This window comes from Curtobacterium sp. MCBA15_013, from assembly GCF_001865095.1.
GTDB lineage: Bacteria > Actinomycetota > Actinomycetes > Actinomycetales > Microbacteriaceae > Curtobacterium.
Genome location: NZ_MJGQ01000045.1, coordinates 419,396 through 438,058, shown reverse-complemented (window position 1 = coordinate 438,058; position 18,663 = coordinate 419,396). Strand labels below are relative to the sequence as shown.

Below are 18,663 nucleotides of genomic sequence, written 5' to 3'. Positions count from 1 at the left end.
CGGTGCCAGCCGGCACCGCGCCTCCAGTCCCCGAGCGGGTCGCGCTCGCGCGCTCAGCTGCGGAAGAAGTCCTGGTACGACGGGTCGCCCACCGGGGCCGAGTGGCCCGGCTCGGCGAGGCGTTCCTCGATCATCGACTGGATGACGTCGGGCGGGGTGAGCCCACGGCGACGCCACTCCATCGGGTTGGCCCGGAGCTGCTTCAGGGTGGTCTGCGTCTGCATGCTGCAACCCTCCCACCGGATAACTAGTTTGTCTAACTACATGTCCTCTTGACGCACTGCGGGCCCCGTCGCTGGGGTGCGACGGGGCCCGAGTGGTGGTGTCGGTGCCTAGCGGCGAGCGACCTTGGCGGTCGACTTCGAGGTCGACGTGCCGTCCTGGTAGCCCTTCGCCGTCGCGACGACCTTCACCGAGAAGGTGTGGCCGGCGTCGGACGTGCCGAGCTTGTAGGACGAGCTCGTCGCGCTCTTCACCGCCTTGCCGTCACGGAGCCACTGGTACGAGTACGTGACGCCCGAGCCGTTCCACGTGCCGTGGTTCGCCTTGAGCTTCGTGCCGACCGTCGGCTTGCCGCTGATGGAGACCGCACTGCCCTTGACGAGCGTCAGTGCCGGGGCCACCCAGGTCGCCGCGGCGCTCTGGGCCTGGCTGCCGACCGCGTTGCCGAGGTGCAGCAGCAGGATCCGGGCGCTGGCCACACCGGCGCCGCGGGTGACCTGGAGCGTGCCCTTGTCGGCGAACAGCGTGCCGCCCTGACCGCCCTGGGCGAACGTGAGCGTCGGCTTGGCGAGGTTGAACTTCGCCGTCGAGGTCACGTCGACCACCGAGGACCCGCTGGTGGCCGCACCCGGCGCGTACGCCGACTCGGTCTCCACCCGGTACGAGATGGTCTTGCCCGCGGCACCGATCGCCGAGGCCGTCACCGGCAGCACCTTGACGGCGCTGTCGAACGTGTTGACGTCCTGGCCGGGGGCACCGCCGTTGAGCGGGAAGGCGTCGACCACCGGGTCGATGTCGGGGTCGTCGACGGCCTGCGCAGCCTTGGCGAGGTCGATCGTCGTGACGAGCGTCGCGTCGACCACGGACGACTTCGCGTCGTAGACGAGGTAGTCGTCCTTGCCGTCGCCGTTCGTGTCGATGAACACCTCGACGTTGGTCACGGCGCCCGGGTTGGCGTCGGGACCGGCCGTCTGCACACCGAACGCGAGGGTGTCCGACGCCTTGTCGTAGCTGACGCCGTAGGCACGGACGTCGGCGGCCTTGAGCGACTGCGACGCCGAACCCGTCGGGAACGACTCCACACCGTCCGTCCCGCCGAGCACGAACGGTGCGACCGCGGCGTGGTAGCCCGAGGTCAGGCCGCCCTGGTCGACCGTACGGCCGCTCAGCGCGAGGTTCGCGGTCTTCTGGGACCCGGTGAAGGACACACCCGAGCCGCGCACGGCGCTGGCCGGCTTCGGCGCGACGTACGTGCCGAGGCGCAGCGGGTCGAGCGTCTTGTCGGTCGGGGTGAAGGTCACGAGACCGGTCGCGGCGGTGACGAACTCCCGCTGGTAGCCCTGCTGCACCGACTCCTGGGTGGGGTCGATGACGCGGCGGAGCTGCGTCGGGTCGGCGACCGTGAACGTCAGGTCCACGACGGCACCTCGACCGGGGCCGACGGTGACGCGCTTCGTGCTGAGCGAGAACGCGACACCCGGCTGGGACACCTGCGGCTGGTAGGCCACGTCGTAGGTGTGGGCCGTGGAGTCGGTGTTCTCGATGAGGAGCGACCGGGTCTCGCTGGTCTTGCCCGAGACCTCGACGACACCGAACGAGGCGGTCACGAGCTGACCGTTCTCCACGCTCTTCACGGTGGTGTCGGCGGTGACGGCCTGCAGGGCGTCGACGCGGCCGGTGCCCTGGCGCAGCAGGGTCGCCGTGCCGGAGCCGTCCTTGACGTCGTGCGTGGCCGTGTTCATGAGCGCGGCCTTGACGTCCGGAGCCGACCAGGTCGGGTGCGACTCGAACGTCAGCGCGGCGATGCCCGCCACGTCCGGCGTCGCCATCGACGTGCCGCTCATCGACATGCGGTCGTCACCGGTGCCGTTGGCCGCGGAGATCACGTTGACCCCGGGGCCGGCGATGTCCGGCTTGACGATGTCACCGAACGAACCGTGGACACCGCGGCTGGTGAACGACGCGAGCGTGTTCACGGCCTCGGGGTCGGTGGCGAGTTCGAAGCCCTTGAGCTCGTCGGCGAACTTCACGTGCAGGGTCCCGGCCTTGGCAGAGGCCAGGAGGCTCGTCACGCTGTCCTTGGTCAGCTCGGCACCCGGGATGGTCGCGTTCCCCGCGATGCCCGAGCTGAAGGTGTTGATCGTGCCCGCGAGGAGCACGCCGACGCCGCCGGCGGCCTGGACGTTGTTGAACCGGACCCCGGACCCGCACTCGAGCGCGGCGTCGGTCCACTTGAGCCAGACGACCTTGCCCGCGACGGCCGCGGCGTCCGCACCCGTGAAGGGCGTGCAGCCGTCGACGTTCGTGGTCGGGACGACGACGTCGCCCTCGACTGGCAGCGTGCCCTGGAAGTTCTGGGAGTACTGCGCGCGGTAGGTCTTCGCGACGGCGGACGGGGCGGTCACCTGGACACCGTCGTAGAGCGACTGGCCGGTGGCGCTGGCGGCGACCGTCAGGGCACCCTCCGCGTTCCCGGGCGAGCCACCGATGTCGGTGAAGTCGTCGGCGTTGCCCGAGGCGATCACGGGCAGGACACCGCGGGCGGTGAGCGCGTCGATCTTCGCGTTGTCGGGGTCGTCCGGTGCGCCGTAGTCGGAACCGAGCGACAGGTTGAGGACGTTGATGTCCTTGCCCTCGGTCAGCGACTGGCCGACCCAGTCGAGCGCGGCACCGGTGAGGTCGGTCGAGCCGCCGCCGTCGCCGAACACCTTGAGGGCGTAGAGGCCGGCCTCGGGCGCGGTGCCCGGACCGATCCACATGTCCTGCACCTGCTGCGTGGTGAGCTTGGTGTAGTCGCCGTCGAAGGTCTGCTTGTCGGCGTCGAGGCCGTAGCCGGCGATCGTGCCGGACACGTGCGTGCCGTGGTCGCCGCCCTTGCCGTCGATCGGGTTGTCGTCCGGCGCGGGCACCGGCTGGTAGGTGTCGGGGTCGGTGGGGTCCGCGTTGTAGGTCGGCCCGGCGAAGTCGTACCCGCCGAGGAACTTCTGCGGGTCGTACGAGCCCTGGGCAGGCGCACTCGTCGAGGCGAGGGCAGCGTCGTAGGCGGCCGTGGTGCCGGGGCCGCCGAAGTCCGCCTGGGTGTAGTCGAGGCCGGTGTCCAGCACGGCGACGTTGACGCCCTTGCCGGTGTGGCCGGTCTGCTGCCACGCGTTGAGTGCCCGCGTGTACACGTCGCTCGCCGCGTTCTTCGGGCTGACGCCGTCCGCGCCCGGCTTCGCGAGGCTCGGGTCGACGCCGGACGGGGCCGCCGAGGCATCCTCGTTGACCGTCGGCTCGACGACCTTCTTCGGCGTGAGCGGGATGATGCTCGCGACGTCGGAGCGCGCCGCGACCTTCCGGAGCGCCTCGACGTCGGCGACGACGGCGATGCCCGGGACGGTGTACTCGGTCGAGTAGAGCTCGGTGGCGTCCGCGTCGGACTGCTTGACGGCAGCGCGGACCGCGTCGACGGTCGAGCCGATCGCCTTGACGCGCTGCTTCGCGGCCGAGGACTGCGTCTTCGACTTCGTCAGGTCGCCGCCCTTGGCCTTCGCGTCGACCTCGAGGGCGCCCTGGCCGGTCGTGCGCACGAACGCCGCGATCGTCTTCTGTGGCTTCGCGTCACGCAGCGGCTGCGCGATCTTCAGGTCGGCGGGCGAGAGGCCGGACGGGGCCGCGGAGGCCGCCCCACCGACGGCGAGCCCACCGCACGCGAGGGCCGCGGCGGCGATGCCGGCGGTCAGGACGCGTGCGATGCGATGGGGGTTCGGGTTCGGGTTGTCGTTCGGTGTTGCACGGTTCAAAAGGCGCACTCCTGGCTCCGTCCGTGTTCTTCATGGAATTGCTGTGAAGTTATGCGCTTGCTCTCAGGGAGCGCAGTCGGCACTTTGGGGGACCACCCTCGGTCGGGGGTGCCGGAACTGATAACTTGCACACGTGTGTGCACGTTATTACGATGGGGTGCGTGACCACTCCTGACCAGCCCGCACGCGCTCCCCGCCGGGACGCGACGGAGAACCGGGCTGCCCTGATCGAGGCGGCGAAGACCGCGCTCCAGGCGGACCCGGACGTCTCGCTCGAGACGATCGCGTCCGCCGCGGGACTCTCCCGGCGTGCGGTCTACGGACACTTCCCCTCCCGTGACGACCTCGTGCGCGAGGTCGTCACCGCCGGGGCCGCCCGTGTCGCCGGTGCGATGCCGACCGCGGCGGACCTCGGCGCACTCCCACCGGCCGCTCGGCTCGCCGCCATCGCGGTGACGCTGTGGTCCGAGGTGTCCCACGTCCGATCGATGGCCCGGGTCGCGATCCGCAGCCCGTTCAGCGAGTCCGTGGCCGCGGTGTTCGCACCCCTGCGCGCCCAGGTCCGCGACGCGTGCGCCCTCGGGATCGCCGACGGCACCATGCGCGACGACGTCGACCCCGCGACGCTCGGCCGACTCGTCGAGGGCGCCTGCATCGCCGTGCTCGACGAAGCCACGCGCTCCGGCACCTCCGACGACGACGGACGCCGCATGGTCGTCCTCTCGGCGCTCGGGATGGCCGGCATCGACTGGCGCACCGCTTCGCTCTCCGAGCCGGCCGCCACCCCCTCCACTACCAGCACCACGAAGGTCTCCACAGAGAAGGACCGCGCATGACGCTCGAACTCGACCACGTCGGCATCGGCGACGAGCCCGGTGCCGCGCTGCCCGTCGTCTCCGCCGTCGCCGCCCCCGGCCGCCCGGGTGTCGTCGCCGTCGAGACGGAGCAGGCACCCGTGCTCGCCTCGCTCGTCGCCGGCGGGCGCATGCGGCCCGAGACCGGTCGCGTGCTGCTCGACGGGCACGACGACGCCGCGGCGGTCCGGAGGACGTTCGCCCTCGTGGACACGCCGGGCATCGCCGAGCCCTTCCCCGTGATGAGCCTCAAGCGCATCGTGCGCGAGGAGCTCGCCTTCGCCGGACAGCGGCCCTCCCGCGAGCACGTCGACACCGTGCTCGACGAGCTCGGCCTGCGGGACTACGCCGACACGCACGTGCAGCGGGTCCCGACCGACGTGCGGGTCCGGCTCCTCGTCGAACTCGCCCTGCTGCGGGACGGGGTGACCGGGCTCGTCATCACCTCGCCCGAACGGCACGGCGGCGCCGTGGAGGGGTGGTTCGCGGTCGTCCGCGACGTCGCCCGCCGCGGCGTGACCGTCGTGCTCGTGACCTCCAAGGCCGCAGCCGCGACCGTCGAACACCTGCTCGACACCATCCAGACCGAGGACCCCGAGGACGTGGCCCGACCTGACGGAGACGACCCGCGCCTCCAGTCCGACACCGACCACCTGCCCACGGAGGCGACCGCGTGACCACCACCTCGCTCGTCCGCGCCGAACTGGCGCGACTCACCGCGACCCCGCTCGCACGACTCGCGTTCATCGCGCTCATGGTCGTGCCGCTGCTGTACGGCGGCGCCTACCTCTGGGCGAACCGCGACCCGTACGCGAAGCTCGACCAGGTCCCCGCCGCCATCGTCGACCAGGACGCCGGGGCGACGCTCGACGGCGACCACGTCGACTACGGCAAGGACGTCACGAAGGAGGCCATCGACGGCGCCGACTTCAAGTGGACGAAGACGACCGCGGCCGACGCGCGCTCCGGCGTCCGGAACGGCACGTACGACTTCGTCGTGACGATCCCGCACGACTTCTCGGAGTCCCTCGTCTCCGCGCAGTCGGACGACCCGAAGCGTGCCGAGCTCGTGATGACGACGGCGGACACGAACTCGTACCTCGCCTCGACCATCGCGGAGCAGGCGGGCAAGACGATGCGCACAGCCGTCGCCGAGCGGGTCGGCAAGCAGGCGGCGAAGACCCTGCTCGTGGGCCTCGCCGACGTGCGCGACAGCCTGGGCGACGCGGTCGACGGCGCGGGGCAGCTCGCCTCCGGTGCGAAGTCCGCTGCGTCGGGCGCGGCCACGCTCGCGGACGGCACCGGCAAGCTCGCTTCCGGGGCGGCGACGCTCGCGGACGGGACCGCCGCGTTGCCGTCGCAGACCGCTGCGCTCGACCAGGGCGCCCAGCAGGTCGCCTCCGGGGCGGCGACACTGTCCTCGGGACTGCAGACGGCGAAGCAGCAGACCGCGTCGCTGCCGGCGCAGACCGCGCAGCTGAACGAGGGTGCCCAGAAGGTCGCGGCCGGCAACAAGGCACTGGCCGACCAGACCGATCCGGCGCTCGACGCGCTGAACGGCCTCTCCCCCGACACCGTGACCGCGGCGATCACGAAGGCCGCCGCGGACCGTGGCGTGGAACTGACGCCGGAGGTGCAGGCGGTCATCACCTCCACCGTCGACGCGCAGCTCGGTGACGACAAGACGAAGGCTGATCTCGCGAAGGCCAAGGCCGCGCTCGAAGGCGTCGACCAGCTGCGCGACGGGTCCGCCCAGGTCGCGGCCGGCACCTCCGCCCTGGCGACGGCGGCCCCCACCCTGGCCGGCGGGGTCTCCTCCGCTGCGGACGGTGCCGCGCAGTTGGCGTCCGGCTCGTCGCAGGTGGCCTCTGGCACCTCGCAGCTCGCGTCGGCCGCGCCCACGCTGTCGTCCGGCGCGGCTTCCTTGGCGTCCGGAGCGGCCTCGGCCGACGACGGCGCGAAGTCGTTGGCGTCCGGGCTGACGAAGCTGCAGAGCGGCTCGTCCGAGCTCGCCTCGAAGCTCGACGAGGGCCGCACGAAGATCCCGGCGTCGAACGCCTCGCAGCGTGAGGACCAGGCGTCGGTGATCTCGGACCCGGTCAAGGTCGGGGACGACAACGTCGCGGCGGCGGACAACTACGGGGCCGGTCTCGCGCCGTTCTTCATCTCCCTCGCGGCCTGGATCGGCATGTACGCGCTGTTCCTCATCCTCAAGCCGATCTCGAAGCGGGCGATCACCGCGGTGCGGAAGCCCCTCGCGGTGGTGTTCGGCGGATGGCTGACGCCGGCGCTGCTCGGACTCGTGCAGATGGTGGCGCTGTTCTTCATCGTCCGGTTCGCCCTCGACCTGAACGTCGTGCACGCCGGGGCGACGATCGGGGTCATGGTGCTGGCATCGGCCACGTTCGCGGCGATCATCATGGCGCTGAACGTGCTGCTCGGCTCGGTGGGGCAGTTCCTCGGCCTGGTGCTCATGCTCGTGCAGCTCGTCACCGCCGGCGGGACGTTCCCGTGGCAGACGCTGCCGGGGCCGTTGGCGGCGCTGCACTTCGCGCTGCCGATGACGTACTCGGTCGACGCGATCCGGCAGACGATGTACGGCGGGGACCTCGGTGCGGCGTGGTCCGATGCGGGCGTGCTCGCGTGCTGGCTGCTCGGGGCGCTCCTGGTGTCGTTCGTCGTGACGGCGCGGCAGACCCGGTCGCGGACGCTGCGCGACCTGCGCCCGAGCCTGATCGGGTAGCGGGGGCGGGGCGGGCGCGCGCCGGGCGCGCCCCGCGCCGCTTCGTGAGCAGAAATGGTCGGGTGGCCTCAGGGAACCCGACCATTTCTGCTCACGAAGTGCTTCGCCCGAGCGGCAGCTCGACCATGTCGCCGCCGAGGTAGCGGAGGTCCTCGGCGGGCAGGGCCGCACGGGCGTCGGGGTCCAGCACGCCCGAGGCGTCGTCGACCGGCACGAAGCCGATCCGCTCCCCTGCGGTGAGGTCGGCCGGGGACCCGGTGTTCCGGGACAGCGCCCACACGACGTGGTGCCCCGGGCCCCGGAGCGCGATGGTCGCCAGCACCAACCGCACCAGGTCGTCCGGCGAGCTCCACATCAGGAGCGCACGACCGGACGACGGCTGCTCGCCGAACGCCCCGATGCGTGCCGAGACGATCGACATCCCGAATCGGTCAGCGAAGAGACTGCCGAGGAGTTCCATCCCGGCCTTCGTCACGCCGTAGTACGTGTCCGGACGGGGCAGCCGGTCCCCGGGCACGCTCCCCGGTTCGTCGAGCGGCTCGGGCACTCGGCCGACGGCGTGGATCGAGCTCGCCTGGACGACCCGGAGGACCCCGGCCGCGGCCGCTCGCTCGAGCACGTTCTTCGTCCCGGTGAGGTTCGCCGCGACGAGGTCGTCCCACGCGGCCTCGGTCGGGATGCCCGCCAGGTGGACGACGGTGTCGACGCCGATCAGCGCGTCGTCGAGGGCATCGGCGTCGTGCACCGACCCGGGCACGAAGCGCTCACCGCCGGTCGGTGGGTCGTCCGGCGTGCGCTCGTCGAACAGCACGAGGTCGTGACCGGCCGCGAGGAGTCGGGGCCGGATTGCAGCGCCGATGCGTCCTGCGGCCCCGGTGATGAGCAGCGTCGCCATTGCCCGGACGCTACCCCCGGCGTGTGAGCACCGACCGCAGGTGTCCGATGGCCTCGGCGAGGTACCGGGTGAGGTCCGAGCGCGACCACCGGACGACGACCCAGCCGAGGCGCTCGGCCTCGCGGTAGCGCCGGAGGTCGCTGGCCCACTGCGCGGCATCCGTGCGGTGGTGGTCGCCCTCGTACTCGATGAGGACGCGGTGCCGCGGGTAGGCCATGTCGACCCGACCGACGAAGGACCCTGCCTCGTCTCGGATCTCTACCTGTAGTTCCGGTTCGGGAAGGCCCGCGCGGATGATCGCGAGCCGCGCCCGCGTCTCCTGGGGCGAGCCGGCACCGACCCGGACCAGCTCGATCGCCGTCCGCAGCTTCCGGACGCCTGCTCGGGCTCCGGCCCGGACGAGTGCGGTCCGGAGGTCGTCGATCGTCGTGCGACACCGTGGCTCGGTCACGATCGCGTCGCCGAGCACGACGAGCTCGTCGGTCGTCAGCATCGCGCCGCAGTCGACCCACAGCGCTGCGGGAGTGCTCGCGGGCATGCCCCACCGCTCGGCGACGTCCGCTCGGTCGGGCGTGATCCGGTGTCCGACCACGCCCGTGCGACGCGGTTGGGCGGTCGGGATCGGACTCGTGACGTGCACCGGCGCCTCGTCGTCGACCGGGACGGGCAGCCCCCAGAGCACGGCGGCGGAGACGTGGCTGACGAACTGTCCGGGCAGCAGGACCGGCCGGAGGGCTCGGATCCGGTGCACGGCGTCGGGTGGGCGGTCGCGGGCCCACCGGATCGAACGGGTGGGCCGGACGAGGTCGCTCCGTCGGAGTCGCTGTCGGGAGACTCCTGCACGGTCCGCGGCGTGGACGTCGAACGCGCGGTTGCGGAGCGCGGGCGGAAGCGGGCGTGGTCGCATGCGGTCACCCTCGCGCCCCGCGCTCCCGCACCGCCCGCGTACCGAAGCACTCGTGCACAACTCGCACCGCGCCTCCCGTGTGGAGGAGTGACCACGCGCAGATCGTGAGCAGAAGATGTCGGGCCGGGACCAGGCACCCGACCATTTCTGCTCACGAAGCGGCCGCGCCCCCGGCGCGCCGCACGCGCGCGGCCCCCGCTACCATCGACGGGAGAGCCACGGAGGTCGATGCAGATCATGGGAGCCGGCAAACCCGCGACCATCTACGACGTCGCCGCGCGCGCCGGGGTCTCGAAGTCCCTCGTGTCGCTCGTCCTGCAGCGCTCCCCGCGGGTGAGCCAGCAGCGGCGTGACGCGGTGCTCAAGGCGATCCAGGAGCTCGACTACCGCCCCTCCACGGCCGCGGTGTCGCTCGCCGGTACGCGCTCCCGGACGATCGGCGTCGTCCTCGACGACTTCCGGAACCAGTGGTTCGTCGACCTGCTGACCGGCCTGCGCGAGGCGCTGCAGGACCAGGGCCACCGGCTCGTCGTCGCGGACCGCTTCCTCAACACCGGGCTCGACGCCTCGCCGGTCGAGGGCTTCCTGTCCATGCGCGTCGAGGGGATCGTCATCGCCGGCGAGCCCGACACCGACCTCGCGATCCCCGCCTCGACCCCGCTCGTCATCGCCGGCGGCCGCGTCGCGATCCCCCGGGCGGACACCGTGGCGAACGACGACCGCGCGGGCGGGGCGATGGCCGCGGAGCACCTGCTCGCCCTCGGCCACACGCGCCTCGGGTTCGTCGGCGCCTCGTCGGCCGCGTCCGACGAACGACGCACGGGGTTCACCGCCGGTGTCGACGGCCGCGCCGAGGTCGCGACGGTCGTGCTCCCGGGCGAGCCCACCGAGGAGGCCGGGTCGCGCGCCCTGGCGCAACTCCTCGACGCGCACCCCGAGGTGACGGCGGTCTTCGCCGCGAACGACGTGATGGCGCTCGGCGCACTGTCCGAGCTCGCCGAGCGTGGGCTGCGCGTCCCCGAGGACGTGTCGGTCATGGGCTACGACGACACCCCGCTCGCGGCGACGCGGTACGTGGGGCTCACGAGCATCGACGACCGCAGTGTCGAGATCGGGCGCGGCGCCGGCGAGCGGCTCCTCGCGCGGATCGCCGACCCGACGTCGGCGGCCACCGAGGTCCTGGTCGAGCCCCGGTTGGTCGCGCGGCGCACCACCGCGGCGCGCTGACGCCGACGCAGTAGCGGACTGGAGGCGCGGCTCACCCCCGCCCCGCCGGCTGCGGCCGACAGGTGCAGGGTTCAGAGCGCGGTGCCGTCGGCCCCGCTGGTGCGGTCGATCTCCGCGTGCTGGACGACCCAGCTGTGCATGACGATCGCCGCGGCCGCCGAGGCGTTGATGCTCCGCGTCGACCCGAACTGCGTGATCTCGAGGTGTCCGTCCGCCCCGGCGACGGCCTCGTCGGTCAGCCCGGGGCCCTCCTGCCCGAACAGGAACACGCACCGTTCCGGGATCGGCGCCGTCTCGATGCGGGAGGCCCCGGGGGTGTTGTCGATCGCGATCACCGGGCGGCCCTCGTCGCGCATGGCCTCGAGGAAGGCGGCGACGTCGGGGTGGTACCGGACGTGCTGGTACCGGTCGGTGACCATCGCGCCGCGCTTGTTCCACCGACGGCGCCCGACGATGTGCACGGTGCCGGCGAGGAACGCGTTGGCGCTCCGCACGATCGACCCGATGTTGAGGTCGTGCTGCCAGTTCTCGATCGCCACGTCGAACGCGTGGCGGTGGGTGTCGAGCTCGGCGACGATGGCGTCCATCGACCAGTAGCGGAACCGGTCGACGACGTTGCGGGTGTCCCCGGTCGCCAGGAGCTCCGGGTCGAGCCGCGGGTCGTCCGGCCAGGGCTCGGGGTGCGGCCCGACCCCGTTCGTCGTCCGCTCGTGGGACGGTTCGGGGACTGCGGTCACGCCCCCAAGCGTACGGCGGGGTCGCCGGTCACCGGATCCGGGACTCGATCCCCGCGATGAGGACGTCGAGCCCCAGCGCGAACCGGTCCTCGTACGAGTGCGAACCGAGGATCTCCGCCACGAGCTCGTGCCGCTCCGGACGACCTGCCGCGGCCGAGCCCCGGCCGACCTGCACGCCGGTGTGCCCGACCACGAAGTCGTACACGACGAAGAACGCGTACATCGCCTCGGCGTCGGGCAGGCCGGCCGACCGGAGCGCACCGACGACCTTCGCCACGACCGCGTCGGACTCCGTCGAGACCAGGGCCCCGCGGCGGCTGTGCGACTCGAGCACGAGGGGGTGGGTCAGCATGAGGTCGCGGAAGGTCGTGGCGAACGTCCGGACGACCGCGTGCCACTCGTCCGGCCAGACGAACGTCGCCGTGAACTCGTCGACCGTGCGGCGGACGAGCTCGGCGTGCAGGTCGTCGAGGCCGCCGATCGTCCGGTGCACGGTCATCGGTGCGACGCCGAGCCGGACGCCGAGCGCGCGGAAGGACAGCCGGTCGAGGCCGTCCTCGTTCGCGATGGCCGTCGCGGCGTCGATCACCTGCTCGCGGCTGAGGACGTTGGGGCGGCCACGGCGCCGTCGCGGAGTCGCCTCGGCCTGCTCCGGCGCCGTGACGGGCCGGGGTGCGACGGGCGGGGTTCCGGGTTCGACGAGCACGGGGCGTCCTCCTTCTTCCAGTACGTGTCCCGAAAAGCCTAGGGCAAAGCCGAGCGGCGTTCGGTGTCTCGACCATCTCGGGTCCGCGACCGGCGCGCAAGAGCCGATCCGTGCCTCCCGGCCTTCTCCGAGCCGACGCCGAGCCGGGCCGTCACGGGCGCGCACTAGGGTGAGGGGCATGGCAACCCGCGACGAGGTCGAGTGCTGGCTGACCGACATGGACGGCGTGCTCGTGCACGAGAACCAGGCGCTCCCCGGGGCGCCGGAGCTGATCCAGCAGTGGCTCGACGAGGGCACGGAGTTCCTCGTCCTGACCAACAACTCGATCTTCACCCCGCGTGACCTCAGCGCCCGGCTCCGCTGGTCCGGCATCCACGTCCCCGAGGAGCGCATCTGGACGAGCGCCCTCGCCACCGCCGACTTCTGCAAGTCCCAGATGCCCGGCGGCTCCGCGTTCGTCATCGGCGAGGCCGGCATGACCACGGCCCTGCACGAGGCCGGCTTCATCATGACCGAGACCGCCCCCGACTACGTCGTCGTCGGCGAGACCCGCAACTACTCGTTCGAGGCGATCACCAAGGCCGTGCGCCTCATCCGCGACGGTGCCCGCTTCATCGTCACGAACCCCGACGCGACGGGCCCGTCGGCCGAGGGGGTCCTCCCGGCGACCGGCGCCATCGCCGCGATGATCGAGAAGGCCACCGGCAAGCAGCCGTACGTGGTCGGCAAGCCGAACCCGATGATGTTCCGCTCGGCGATGAACCGGATCGGCGCCCACTCCGAGAACACCGGCATGATCGGCGACCGGATGGACACCGACGTGCAGGCCGGCATCGAGGCAGGACTCCACACCGTCCTCGTCATGACCGGCATCAGCGACCAGGCCGAGATCGACCGCTACCCCTTCCGCCCGAGCGAGGTCATCTCCGGCGTCCACGAGCTCGTCCGCACGGAACCCTTCGAGGTGGAGCTGTAGCGATGCGCTGGGATCCGTCGCGCTACGCCGCCTTCGCGGACGACCGCGCGCGGCCCTTCCACGACCTCGTCGCGCAGATCGCGTGGCCGGCGGGTGCGGGCCAGGAGGCGCCACGTCGCGTCGTCGACCTCGGCTGCGGCCCCGGGACCCTCACCGCCACGTTGGCAGCGCGGTGGCCTTCCGCGTCGGTGGTCGGGATCGACAGCTCGGCGCAGATGCTGGCGTCGGCGCCGAGCGGCCCCGGGTTGTCGTTCGAGCTGGGCTCGATCGAGGACTGGACGCCAGGCCCCACGGACGACGTCGTCGTGACGAACGCGGCGCTCCAGTGGGTGCCGTCGCACGTGTCGCTGTTGCCGCGGTGGCTCGACGCGATGCCGTCCGGGTCGTGGTTCGCGATGCAGGTGCCGGGCAACTTCGGGTCGCCGTCGCACGCGCTCATGCGGTCCGTCGCCGCCTCCGGGCCGTGGGCGCCGGCGCTGGCCGGTGTCCTCCGCGAGGATCCGGTGCTCGACCCGGCGGGCTACCTCGGCATCATGCTCGACGCCGGGTTCGAGGCCCGCGCGTGGGAGACCACCTACGCCCAGCTCCTGCCGGGCGTCGACCCGGTGCTCGACTGGGTGCGCGGGACCGGGCTCCGTCCGGCGCTGCAGGCGCTCGACGCGGCGGACCCGTCCGGCGCGTCGACCGCGGCGTACGAGGCGGAGTACGCGGCGGCGCTGCGGTCGGCGTACCCGGCGGGGGCGCACGGCACGGTGTACCCGTTCCGGCGGGTCTTCGCCGTCGGCCGCAAGCCCTGACCGGCGCCGCGCGGCGCCCTACTCGACCGTGACGAGGGTGCCGAGCGGCAGGGCGTCCACCGCCGCCACCGCCTCGGCGTCGAGCCGCACGCAGCCGTGCGACACCGCACCCGAGGTCGTCGCGTTCCAGTGCAGCCCGATCAGCCCGCCGTCGTGCCCGCCGTACGGCTCGTCGGCCGCGCTCGAGTGCAGCGAGGTCAGCTGGATCGGGTGGTCGCCGGTCCCCTGGGCGGGGTCGACGTACCGCTGCTCGAGGTAGCCGGTGACCCCGGTCGGCGTCGGGGTGTCCGCCGTGCCGACCCCGGCGCGGAACCGCTGCACGGCCCCGCCGTCCGACGAGACGATCGACACGGACTGGTCCGTCGTCGAGATGACGACGCGGGAGGTCGGGGTCGACACCTCCCGGAGCGACGCCACCGGTACCCACGCCGAGGTCTGCGCCGCCGCCGATCCCCCGGCGGCCGAGGGTAGCTGCTGGCGCGCCGGGGTGAGGACACGCTCCCAGTCCCCGTCGCGCTCGACCCCGACGACCGTGGTGGGCTGGCGGAGGAAGTCGGAGGCGGCGAACCGCGCGACCGGTGTGGTCCGCGCCGCGCCGAACAGGGGTGCGTCGGCCCGGAGCTGGAACACGGTGTCCGAGGTGATGGTCCGGTCGAACGGCATGAGCCCGCCGATGACCGCCGAGTACTGCGCCTCCGGCAGTGCGGCGAGCGCGGCGGCCCCGACGTGCGGCACGGCCGGGGCGACGTGGGACCGCGTCGCCGATGCCGACGGAACGGGCGCCGAGGCGACCGGGGTGGACCCGAGCAAGGGGACGGCGACCGCCCCGGCGAGGACGACCGCGGCAGCGACGCCGGCGGTCCAGAGGGTGCGTGTGCGCATGGGGGGTGCTCCAGGGGTGGCGGGGATGGGAAGGCGGCCGGCGCCGCCGCACGGGACGGACGCCGGCCGGCCCGCGATCAGCCGGAGACGACCGGCATGTGGATGCCCGTCCCCTGGTCGACGACGGTGCCGGTGCCGCCGGTCCCGGCTCCCGTGCCACCGGTGCCCGTGCCCGACCCGGCAGCGGCCGGGGTCACCGTGATCGCGAGCGGTGCGACGAGCGCCGAGGCGCCGGAGGCGTCGACCACGTCGATGGTGTGCGATCCCGTGGCCGTGCCGGCCGGGATGGTGACACTGCCGGACACCGTGCCGTCCGCCGCGACGGTGAGCGTGCCCACCGTGACCGGGGTGGAGTGCAGGACGACCCGGACCGAGGCCCCCGGGGTGAACCCGGTGCCGGCCAGCGCGAGCGACCCTCCGGCAGCGACCGAGGTGCCCTTCGGCGCCGTGAGGACGCCGGTCACGACGCGAGCGGTGCCGCCGGTCGAGAGGACCTTGGCGGTGCCGTCGGCCGACACCGCGACCGTGGCGCTCGTGGCGGCAGCGAGGTCGAGACGCTCCCACGAGCCCGCGGCCGAACCGGACTGGTCGAGCGGGTAGCCCGACGCGATCTCGGTCTGGGCGAGCACGGCGGTGCGCTGCGCGTCGGTCAGGGTCGGGAACGCGGTGAGGAGCAGGTTCGACGCACCGGTCGGCACCGAGGGGGCGAGCCCGGTGGTGCCGGTCGCCGCGAAGCCGTAGGTCATCCGCTCGCGGTAGACCGCCGCGGCCGAGGCGCGGTCGGTGACCACCTGGGCGGTGCCACCGGGGATCGCGGCCCCGCCGTACGGGTCGTCCGAGTACGCCGTCGAGTGGGCGATGCAGTTCGCGAGCGTGTCGCCGCACTGCTGCTCGAGGTACGAGACGAGTTCCTTCCGCGCCGGCTCGAGGACCTCGGTGCGGTACTGGGTGTCCGACCAGCGGGCCGCGAGTGCAGCTTCGCCGTCGATGCGCCCGCCCATGATGTCGAGCGGGTAGTGGACGCCGAGCACGATGCGGTCGTTGCCGGCCTCGGAAGCGCGGGCGAGCAGCTCCGGCGCCAGCTCCGGCACGAGCGTGGCGAGGGTGATGCCCGCCTGGTACGCCGTGGTGGTGTGGCCGCTCGGGTACGAGCCGCCCGTGCAGATGCCGGCGGTGCCGTACCCGGGGTCGAGCACGACGTCGTTCGGCGAGAACTCGTGCGACGTGTCCGTGGCGACCGGCACCCGCGTGATGTCGAGCGTCCCGTCCGCCGATGCCCAGGCCTTGCCGGCGCGGTTCGCGGCGAGCGACGACGCGTTCACCTTCGCCGGGGCGCAGCCGGTCTGGTCGTCGGTCGCGGGCAGCGTCGCGGTGCTGCTCGCCGGCAGGTACGGCCGCGGGTAGCTGTAGTGCGCCTTCGCGTCACCCGTGCTGACGTACGCGCCGCTCGTGCCGTTCGAGGAGTTCACCACCGCCGAGGTCAGCGGCAGCTTCCCGGCGTTCCGACCCTCGACGTAGATCTTCTCGAGTGCCGGACCGAGCCCCTGCGACACCGTCATCGACTGGTCGTAGGCGGTGTTCGTGGCGTTCTGGTACTCGGAGTCCTGCAGCGCCTTCAGCTGCTGCGCCTTCGTGGCGTGCTGGTTGATCCACGAGGTCAGCCGGTCGTTCTCCGCCAGCGTCCCGGCATCGAGCACGGTGCCGTGCAGGTCGTTCGTCCCGCTCGACTTCCAGTACTGGTCGTACCCGCTCAGCAGGGAGACGAGGTCGGGCTTGGCGGTGTCGCTCGGGTACCCCGCCGCGGTGGCGACGAGGGGCGAGCCGACGACGAGGGCGGTCGCGACGGCGGCGACGGTCACCCCGCGGAGTGCTGATCTGTGCATGCGCCGAACGCTAAGGACGGGTGGTTGCCGAGCGGGGAACGGTGCACCAAGCCGAGGTGAACCGGACCGCAGCCTGTGCGCACTCGCAGCCCCGCGCCTCCCGTCCGTCCGTCGTCACCACACGGCGGACGGGAGGCGCGGCTCGTCGCCCAGCACCGCGTACGCCCCCATGGGCGGCACGGTCCGCCACCGGCGCCGCAGGCGGCGCGGCCGGTCGTCCCGCCACGCGATCACCCCGCCGGCGACGACCCCGAACGCGAGGACCGCGAAGGACAGCAGCCCGATCACGCCGACGACGACGAGCTTCGACGGGTCCTGCACGTCCGTCGTCGCCGAGAGGCCGATCGACCCGAAGTCCCAGAACGCGTGCAGCAGCACCGGCAGGAGCAGGTTCCCGGTCAGCCGACGCGCGACGTAGAGCGTCGAACCGAACGACGCCGCGAACACGACCTGCACGAGCGTCACCCCGAGACCGGCCCCGGCGAGGGCGTTGAGCAGGTGGAGCACCCCGAACAGCGCGCACGACGCGATCCACACGCCGAACTCGGGCAGGCGCCGCCGGAGCCCGACGAGCAGGACGCCGCGGGTCATCAGCTCCTCGAAGACCCCGACGAGCAGCACCCCCACGGCGAGCAGCAGGAAGTAGCGGACCGGCAGCGCCGACCAGTCCACGAGCGGCAGCCGCACGATGCACACGACCGCGACGAGGATCGGCGCCACCATCGTCCACCGCAGGCGCGTGCGCGTCGGGTCGACGGTCGCGATGCGCCACCAGCCGAGTCCGGTCACGACGAGGCAGAGTGCGACGGCGGCGATGCCCTCCGGGACGACGAGCGACCGGACGACGCTGTCCACCGTCTGTCCGAGGGTCGGGTAGTCGTCGCTCGGCCGGGCCCGCCATGCGCTGACGGCCGCGAACGCCACGAGCGGTGCGAGGCCGACGAGCAGCGACGGCGGAACGGGCCAGCGGCGGCGGCGGGAGGGGTCGGCGGCGGTCACCTGCCGTTTGTACCATTGGGGCATGCGCTTGCCCTCCCTGTCCACGATGGCGGAGGACTACGTGAAGCTCGTCTGGAAGGCGAGTGAGCGCGGCGGGACGGGCCTGGCCACCCGCGACATCGCCGCGGCGCTCAAGGTGTCCGCGTCGACGGTCTCGGGCAACCTCCGGAAGCTCGATCGCGACGGCCTCATCGAGCACACCCCGTACTACGGCGTCGTGCTCACCCCGCTCGGCCAGCAGGTCGCCGTGGCGATGGTCCGGCGGCACCGGCTGATCGAGACGTTCCTCGTGCAGCGGCTGGGGTACTCGTGGGACGAGGTCCACACCGAGGCCGAAGCCCTCGAGCACGCGGTGTCGGAGACCTTCCTCGACCGGGTCGACGCCGACCTCGGGCACCCGACGCACGACCCGCACGGCGACCCGATCCCGCGCGCGGACGGCACCGTGCCCGACTCCCCCGGGACCCTGCTCGGGGCCATCGAGCCCGGGGCGTGCGGCACCGTCGACCGGGTGTCCGACGACGACCCCTCGCTGCTGCGGTACTTCGACGAGCTCGGGGTCGGGCTCGGCACGCACCTGCGCGTGGAGCAGGTGCGGGACTACGCGGGCGTCATCGCGGTGTCCCGGCGGTCGTCGGACGGGTCGGAGTCCCTCGTGGACCTGCCCGCGGCGGCGGCGTCCGCGATCTGGCTCGCCCCCGACGCCGACTGACGCCCCGCCCGCCCGTCGCGCCGCTCGCGGCTGCGCCGCTCGCGGCTGCGCCGCACCGCGGTCGCACGACATGCCGCTCACGTCCGCCGAGATCGCACGAAGCGCCGCCCGCACGCCCGCCATCCGGCAGAAAACGCGACCTCACGAGGTCCAGAACGCACCCACCGGACCGACGGGAGGCGCGGTGCCAGCCCGCACCGCGCCTCCCGTCGGCGCCACGCCGCGGTCGCACGACATGCCGCTCACGTCCGCCGAGATCGCACGAAGCGCCGCCCGCACGCCCGCCATCCGGCAGAACACGCGACCTCGGCGCCGCGCGCCCCCGCCGCACGCGCCCACGC

16 protein-coding genes are annotated in these 18,663 nt (G+C 72.8%); 7 read left to right on the top strand and 9 right to left on the bottom strand.

Annotated elements, in window-relative coordinates; genetic code table 11:
• Positions 1 to 53: 53 nt before the first annotated feature.
• Both BIV01_RS19980 and BIV01_RS15960 read right to left on the bottom strand, forming a co-directional pair.
• The gene (locus tag BIV01_RS19980; protein WP_156794772.1) at positions 54 to 224 is read right to left on the bottom strand and encodes a hypothetical protein; all 171 of its coding nucleotides are present in this window, start codon (positions 222 to 224) and stop codon (positions 54 to 56) included.
• A gap of 108 nt (positions 225 to 332) precedes the next feature.
• The gene (locus BIV01_RS15960) at positions 333 to 4,004 is read right to left on the bottom strand and encodes a S8 family peptidase (protein WP_071303475.1); all 3,672 of its coding nucleotides are present in this window, start codon (positions 4,002 to 4,004) and stop codon (positions 333 to 335) included.
• A 161-nt stretch (positions 4,005 to 4,165) separates the two neighbouring features.
• Between BIV01_RS15960 and BIV01_RS15955 the strand changes: the two genes are divergently transcribed.
• From BIV01_RS15955 to BIV01_RS15945, 3 genes are read left to right on the top strand one after another with little or no spacing between them, the layout of a single operon-like run.
• Entirely contained in the window at positions 4,166 to 4,840 is a 675-nt protein-coding gene (locus BIV01_RS15955; protein ID WP_083295408.1) for a TetR/AcrR family transcriptional regulator, read from the top strand.
• On the top strand, positions 4,837 to 5,535 hold the full coding sequence (locus tag BIV01_RS15950) for a hypothetical protein (RefSeq protein WP_070417037.1): 699 nt from the start codon (positions 4,837 to 4,839) through the stop codon (positions 5,533 to 5,535). Before BIV01_RS15955 ends, BIV01_RS15950 begins: the two co-directional genes overlap by 4 nt.
• Positions 5,532 to 7,601 (top strand): YhgE/Pip family protein, encoded by a 2,070-nt coding sequence (locus BIV01_RS15945; protein WP_071303474.1) that lies wholly within the window; start codon positions 5,532 to 5,534, stop codon positions 7,599 to 7,601. Before BIV01_RS15950 ends, BIV01_RS15945 begins: the two co-directional genes overlap by 4 nt.
• 91 nt (positions 7,602 to 7,692) lie before the next feature.
• Here the strand turns inward: BIV01_RS15945 and BIV01_RS19975 are convergent, their stop codons facing one another.
• Together BIV01_RS19975 and BIV01_RS19480 are read right to left on the bottom strand one after the other, a co-directional pair.
• The gene (locus BIV01_RS19975) at positions 7,693 to 8,496 is read right to left on the bottom strand and encodes an NAD-dependent epimerase/dehydratase family protein (RefSeq protein ID WP_071303473.1); all 804 of its coding nucleotides are present in this window, start codon (positions 8,494 to 8,496) and stop codon (positions 7,693 to 7,695) included.
• 10 nt (positions 8,497 to 8,506) lie between these two features.
• Complete coding sequence (locus BIV01_RS19480; protein ID WP_071303472.1) at positions 8,507 to 9,403, bottom strand: hypothetical protein; 897 nt, start codon at positions 9,401 to 9,403, stop codon at positions 8,507 to 8,509.
• Positions 9,404 to 9,631: 228 nt separating this feature from the next.
• Here BIV01_RS19480 and BIV01_RS15930 point away from each other — a divergent pair, with 228 nt between their 5' ends.
• Entirely contained in the window at positions 9,632 to 10,630 is a 999-nt protein-coding gene (locus BIV01_RS15930) for a LacI family DNA-binding transcriptional regulator (RefSeq protein ID WP_071303471.1), read from the top strand.
• Positions 10,631 to 10,701: 71 nt separating this feature from the next.
• Here the strand turns inward: BIV01_RS15930 and BIV01_RS15925 are convergent, their stop codons facing one another.
• Together BIV01_RS15925 and BIV01_RS15920 are read right to left on the bottom strand one after the other, a co-directional pair.
• Positions 10,702 to 11,367 (bottom strand): TrmH family RNA methyltransferase, encoded by a 666-nt coding sequence (locus tag BIV01_RS15925; RefSeq protein WP_071303470.1) that lies wholly within the window; start codon positions 11,365 to 11,367, stop codon positions 10,702 to 10,704.
• A 28-nt stretch (positions 11,368 to 11,395) separates the two neighbouring features.
• Positions 11,396 to 12,073, bottom strand: coding sequence for a TetR/AcrR family transcriptional regulator C-terminal domain-containing protein (locus tag BIV01_RS15920; protein WP_070417041.1), 678 nt, complete (start codon positions 12,071 to 12,073; stop codon positions 11,396 to 11,398).
• A gap of 178 nt (positions 12,074 to 12,251) precedes the next feature.
• Here BIV01_RS15920 and BIV01_RS15915 point away from each other — a divergent pair, with 178 nt between their 5' ends.
• Together BIV01_RS15915 and BIV01_RS15910 are read left to right on the top strand one after the other, a co-directional pair.
• On the top strand, positions 12,252 to 13,049 hold the full coding sequence (locus BIV01_RS15915; RefSeq protein ID WP_070417042.1) for an HAD-IIA family hydrolase: 798 nt from the start codon (positions 12,252 to 12,254) through the stop codon (positions 13,047 to 13,049).
• 2 nt (positions 13,050 to 13,051) lie between these two features.
• Positions 13,052 to 13,846, top strand: a complete 795-nt coding sequence (locus BIV01_RS15910) for a methyltransferase domain-containing protein (RefSeq protein WP_071303469.1) — start codon at positions 13,052 to 13,054, stop codon at positions 13,844 to 13,846.
• Positions 13,847 to 13,864: 18 nt separating this feature from the next.
• Here BIV01_RS15910 and BIV01_RS15905 read toward each other — a convergent pair whose 3' ends face one another.
• From BIV01_RS15905 to BIV01_RS15895, 3 genes are all read right to left on the bottom strand, one after another.
• Entirely contained in the window at positions 13,865 to 14,728 is an 864-nt protein-coding gene (locus BIV01_RS15905) for a L,D-transpeptidase (protein ID WP_071303468.1), read from the bottom strand.
• Positions 14,729 to 14,805: 77 nt separating this feature from the next.
• Positions 14,806 to 16,611 (bottom strand): phosphatase PAP2 family protein, encoded by a 1,806-nt coding sequence (locus BIV01_RS15900; RefSeq protein WP_083414087.1) that lies wholly within the window; start codon positions 16,609 to 16,611, stop codon positions 14,806 to 14,808.
• Between the two features lie 114 nt (positions 16,612 to 16,725).
• Positions 16,726 to 17,634: a CPBP family intramembrane glutamic endopeptidase gene (locus BIV01_RS15895; RefSeq protein WP_083414086.1), complete on the bottom strand. Its 909-nt coding sequence runs from the start codon at positions 17,632 to 17,634 to the stop codon at positions 16,726 to 16,728.
• Between BIV01_RS15895 and BIV01_RS15890 the strand changes: the two genes are divergently transcribed.
• Positions 17,633 to 18,322 (top strand): metal-dependent transcriptional regulator, encoded by a 690-nt coding sequence (locus tag BIV01_RS15890; RefSeq protein WP_071294437.1) that lies wholly within the window; start codon positions 17,633 to 17,635, stop codon positions 18,320 to 18,322. The genes BIV01_RS15895 and BIV01_RS15890 overlap by 2 nt on opposite strands.
• Positions 18,323 to 18,663 lie beyond the last annotated feature (341 nt).

What these genes read in the sequence shown, in the direction of transcription:
- BIV01_RS19980 (WP_156794772.1), bottom strand. Translation starts at nt 224, where the DNA reads ATGCAGACGCAGACCACCCTGAAGCAGCTCCGGGCCAACCCGATGGAG.
- BIV01_RS15950 (WP_070417037.1), top strand. Translation starts at nt 4,837, where the DNA reads ATGACGCTCGAACTCGACCACGTCGGCATCGGCGACGAGCCCGGTGCC.
- BIV01_RS19975 (WP_071303473.1), bottom strand. Translation starts at nt 8,496, where the DNA reads ATGGCGACGCTGCTCATCACCGGGGCCGCAGGACGCATCGGCGCTGCA.
- BIV01_RS19480 (WP_071303472.1), bottom strand. Translation starts at nt 9,403, where the DNA reads ATGCGACCACGCCCGCTTCCGCCCGCGCTCCGCAACCGCGCGTTCGAC.
- BIV01_RS15930 (WP_071303471.1), top strand. Translation starts at nt 9,632, where the DNA reads ATGCAGATCATGGGAGCCGGCAAACCCGCGACCATCTACGACGTCGCC.
- BIV01_RS15915 (WP_070417042.1), top strand. Translation starts at nt 12,252, where the DNA reads ATGGCAACCCGCGACGAGGTCGAGTGCTGGCTGACCGACATGGACGGC.
- BIV01_RS15910 (WP_071303469.1), top strand. Translation starts at nt 13,052, where the DNA reads ATGCGCTGGGATCCGTCGCGCTACGCCGCCTTCGCGGACGACCGCGCG.
- BIV01_RS15905 (WP_071303468.1), bottom strand. Translation starts at nt 14,728, where the DNA reads ATGCGCACACGCACCCTCTGGACCGCCGGCGTCGCTGCCGCGGTCGTC.
- BIV01_RS15900 (WP_083414087.1), bottom strand. Translation starts at nt 16,611, where the DNA reads ATGCACAGATCAGCACTCCGCGGGGTGACCGTCGCCGCCGTCGCGACC.
- BIV01_RS15890 (WP_071294437.1), top strand. Translation starts at nt 17,633, where the DNA reads ATGCGCTTGCCCTCCCTGTCCACGATGGCGGAGGACTACGTGAAGCTC.
- BIV01_RS15895 (WP_083414086.1), bottom strand. Translation starts at nt 17,634, where the DNA reads ATGCCCCAATGGTACAAACGGCAGGTGACCGCCGCCGACCCCTCCCGC.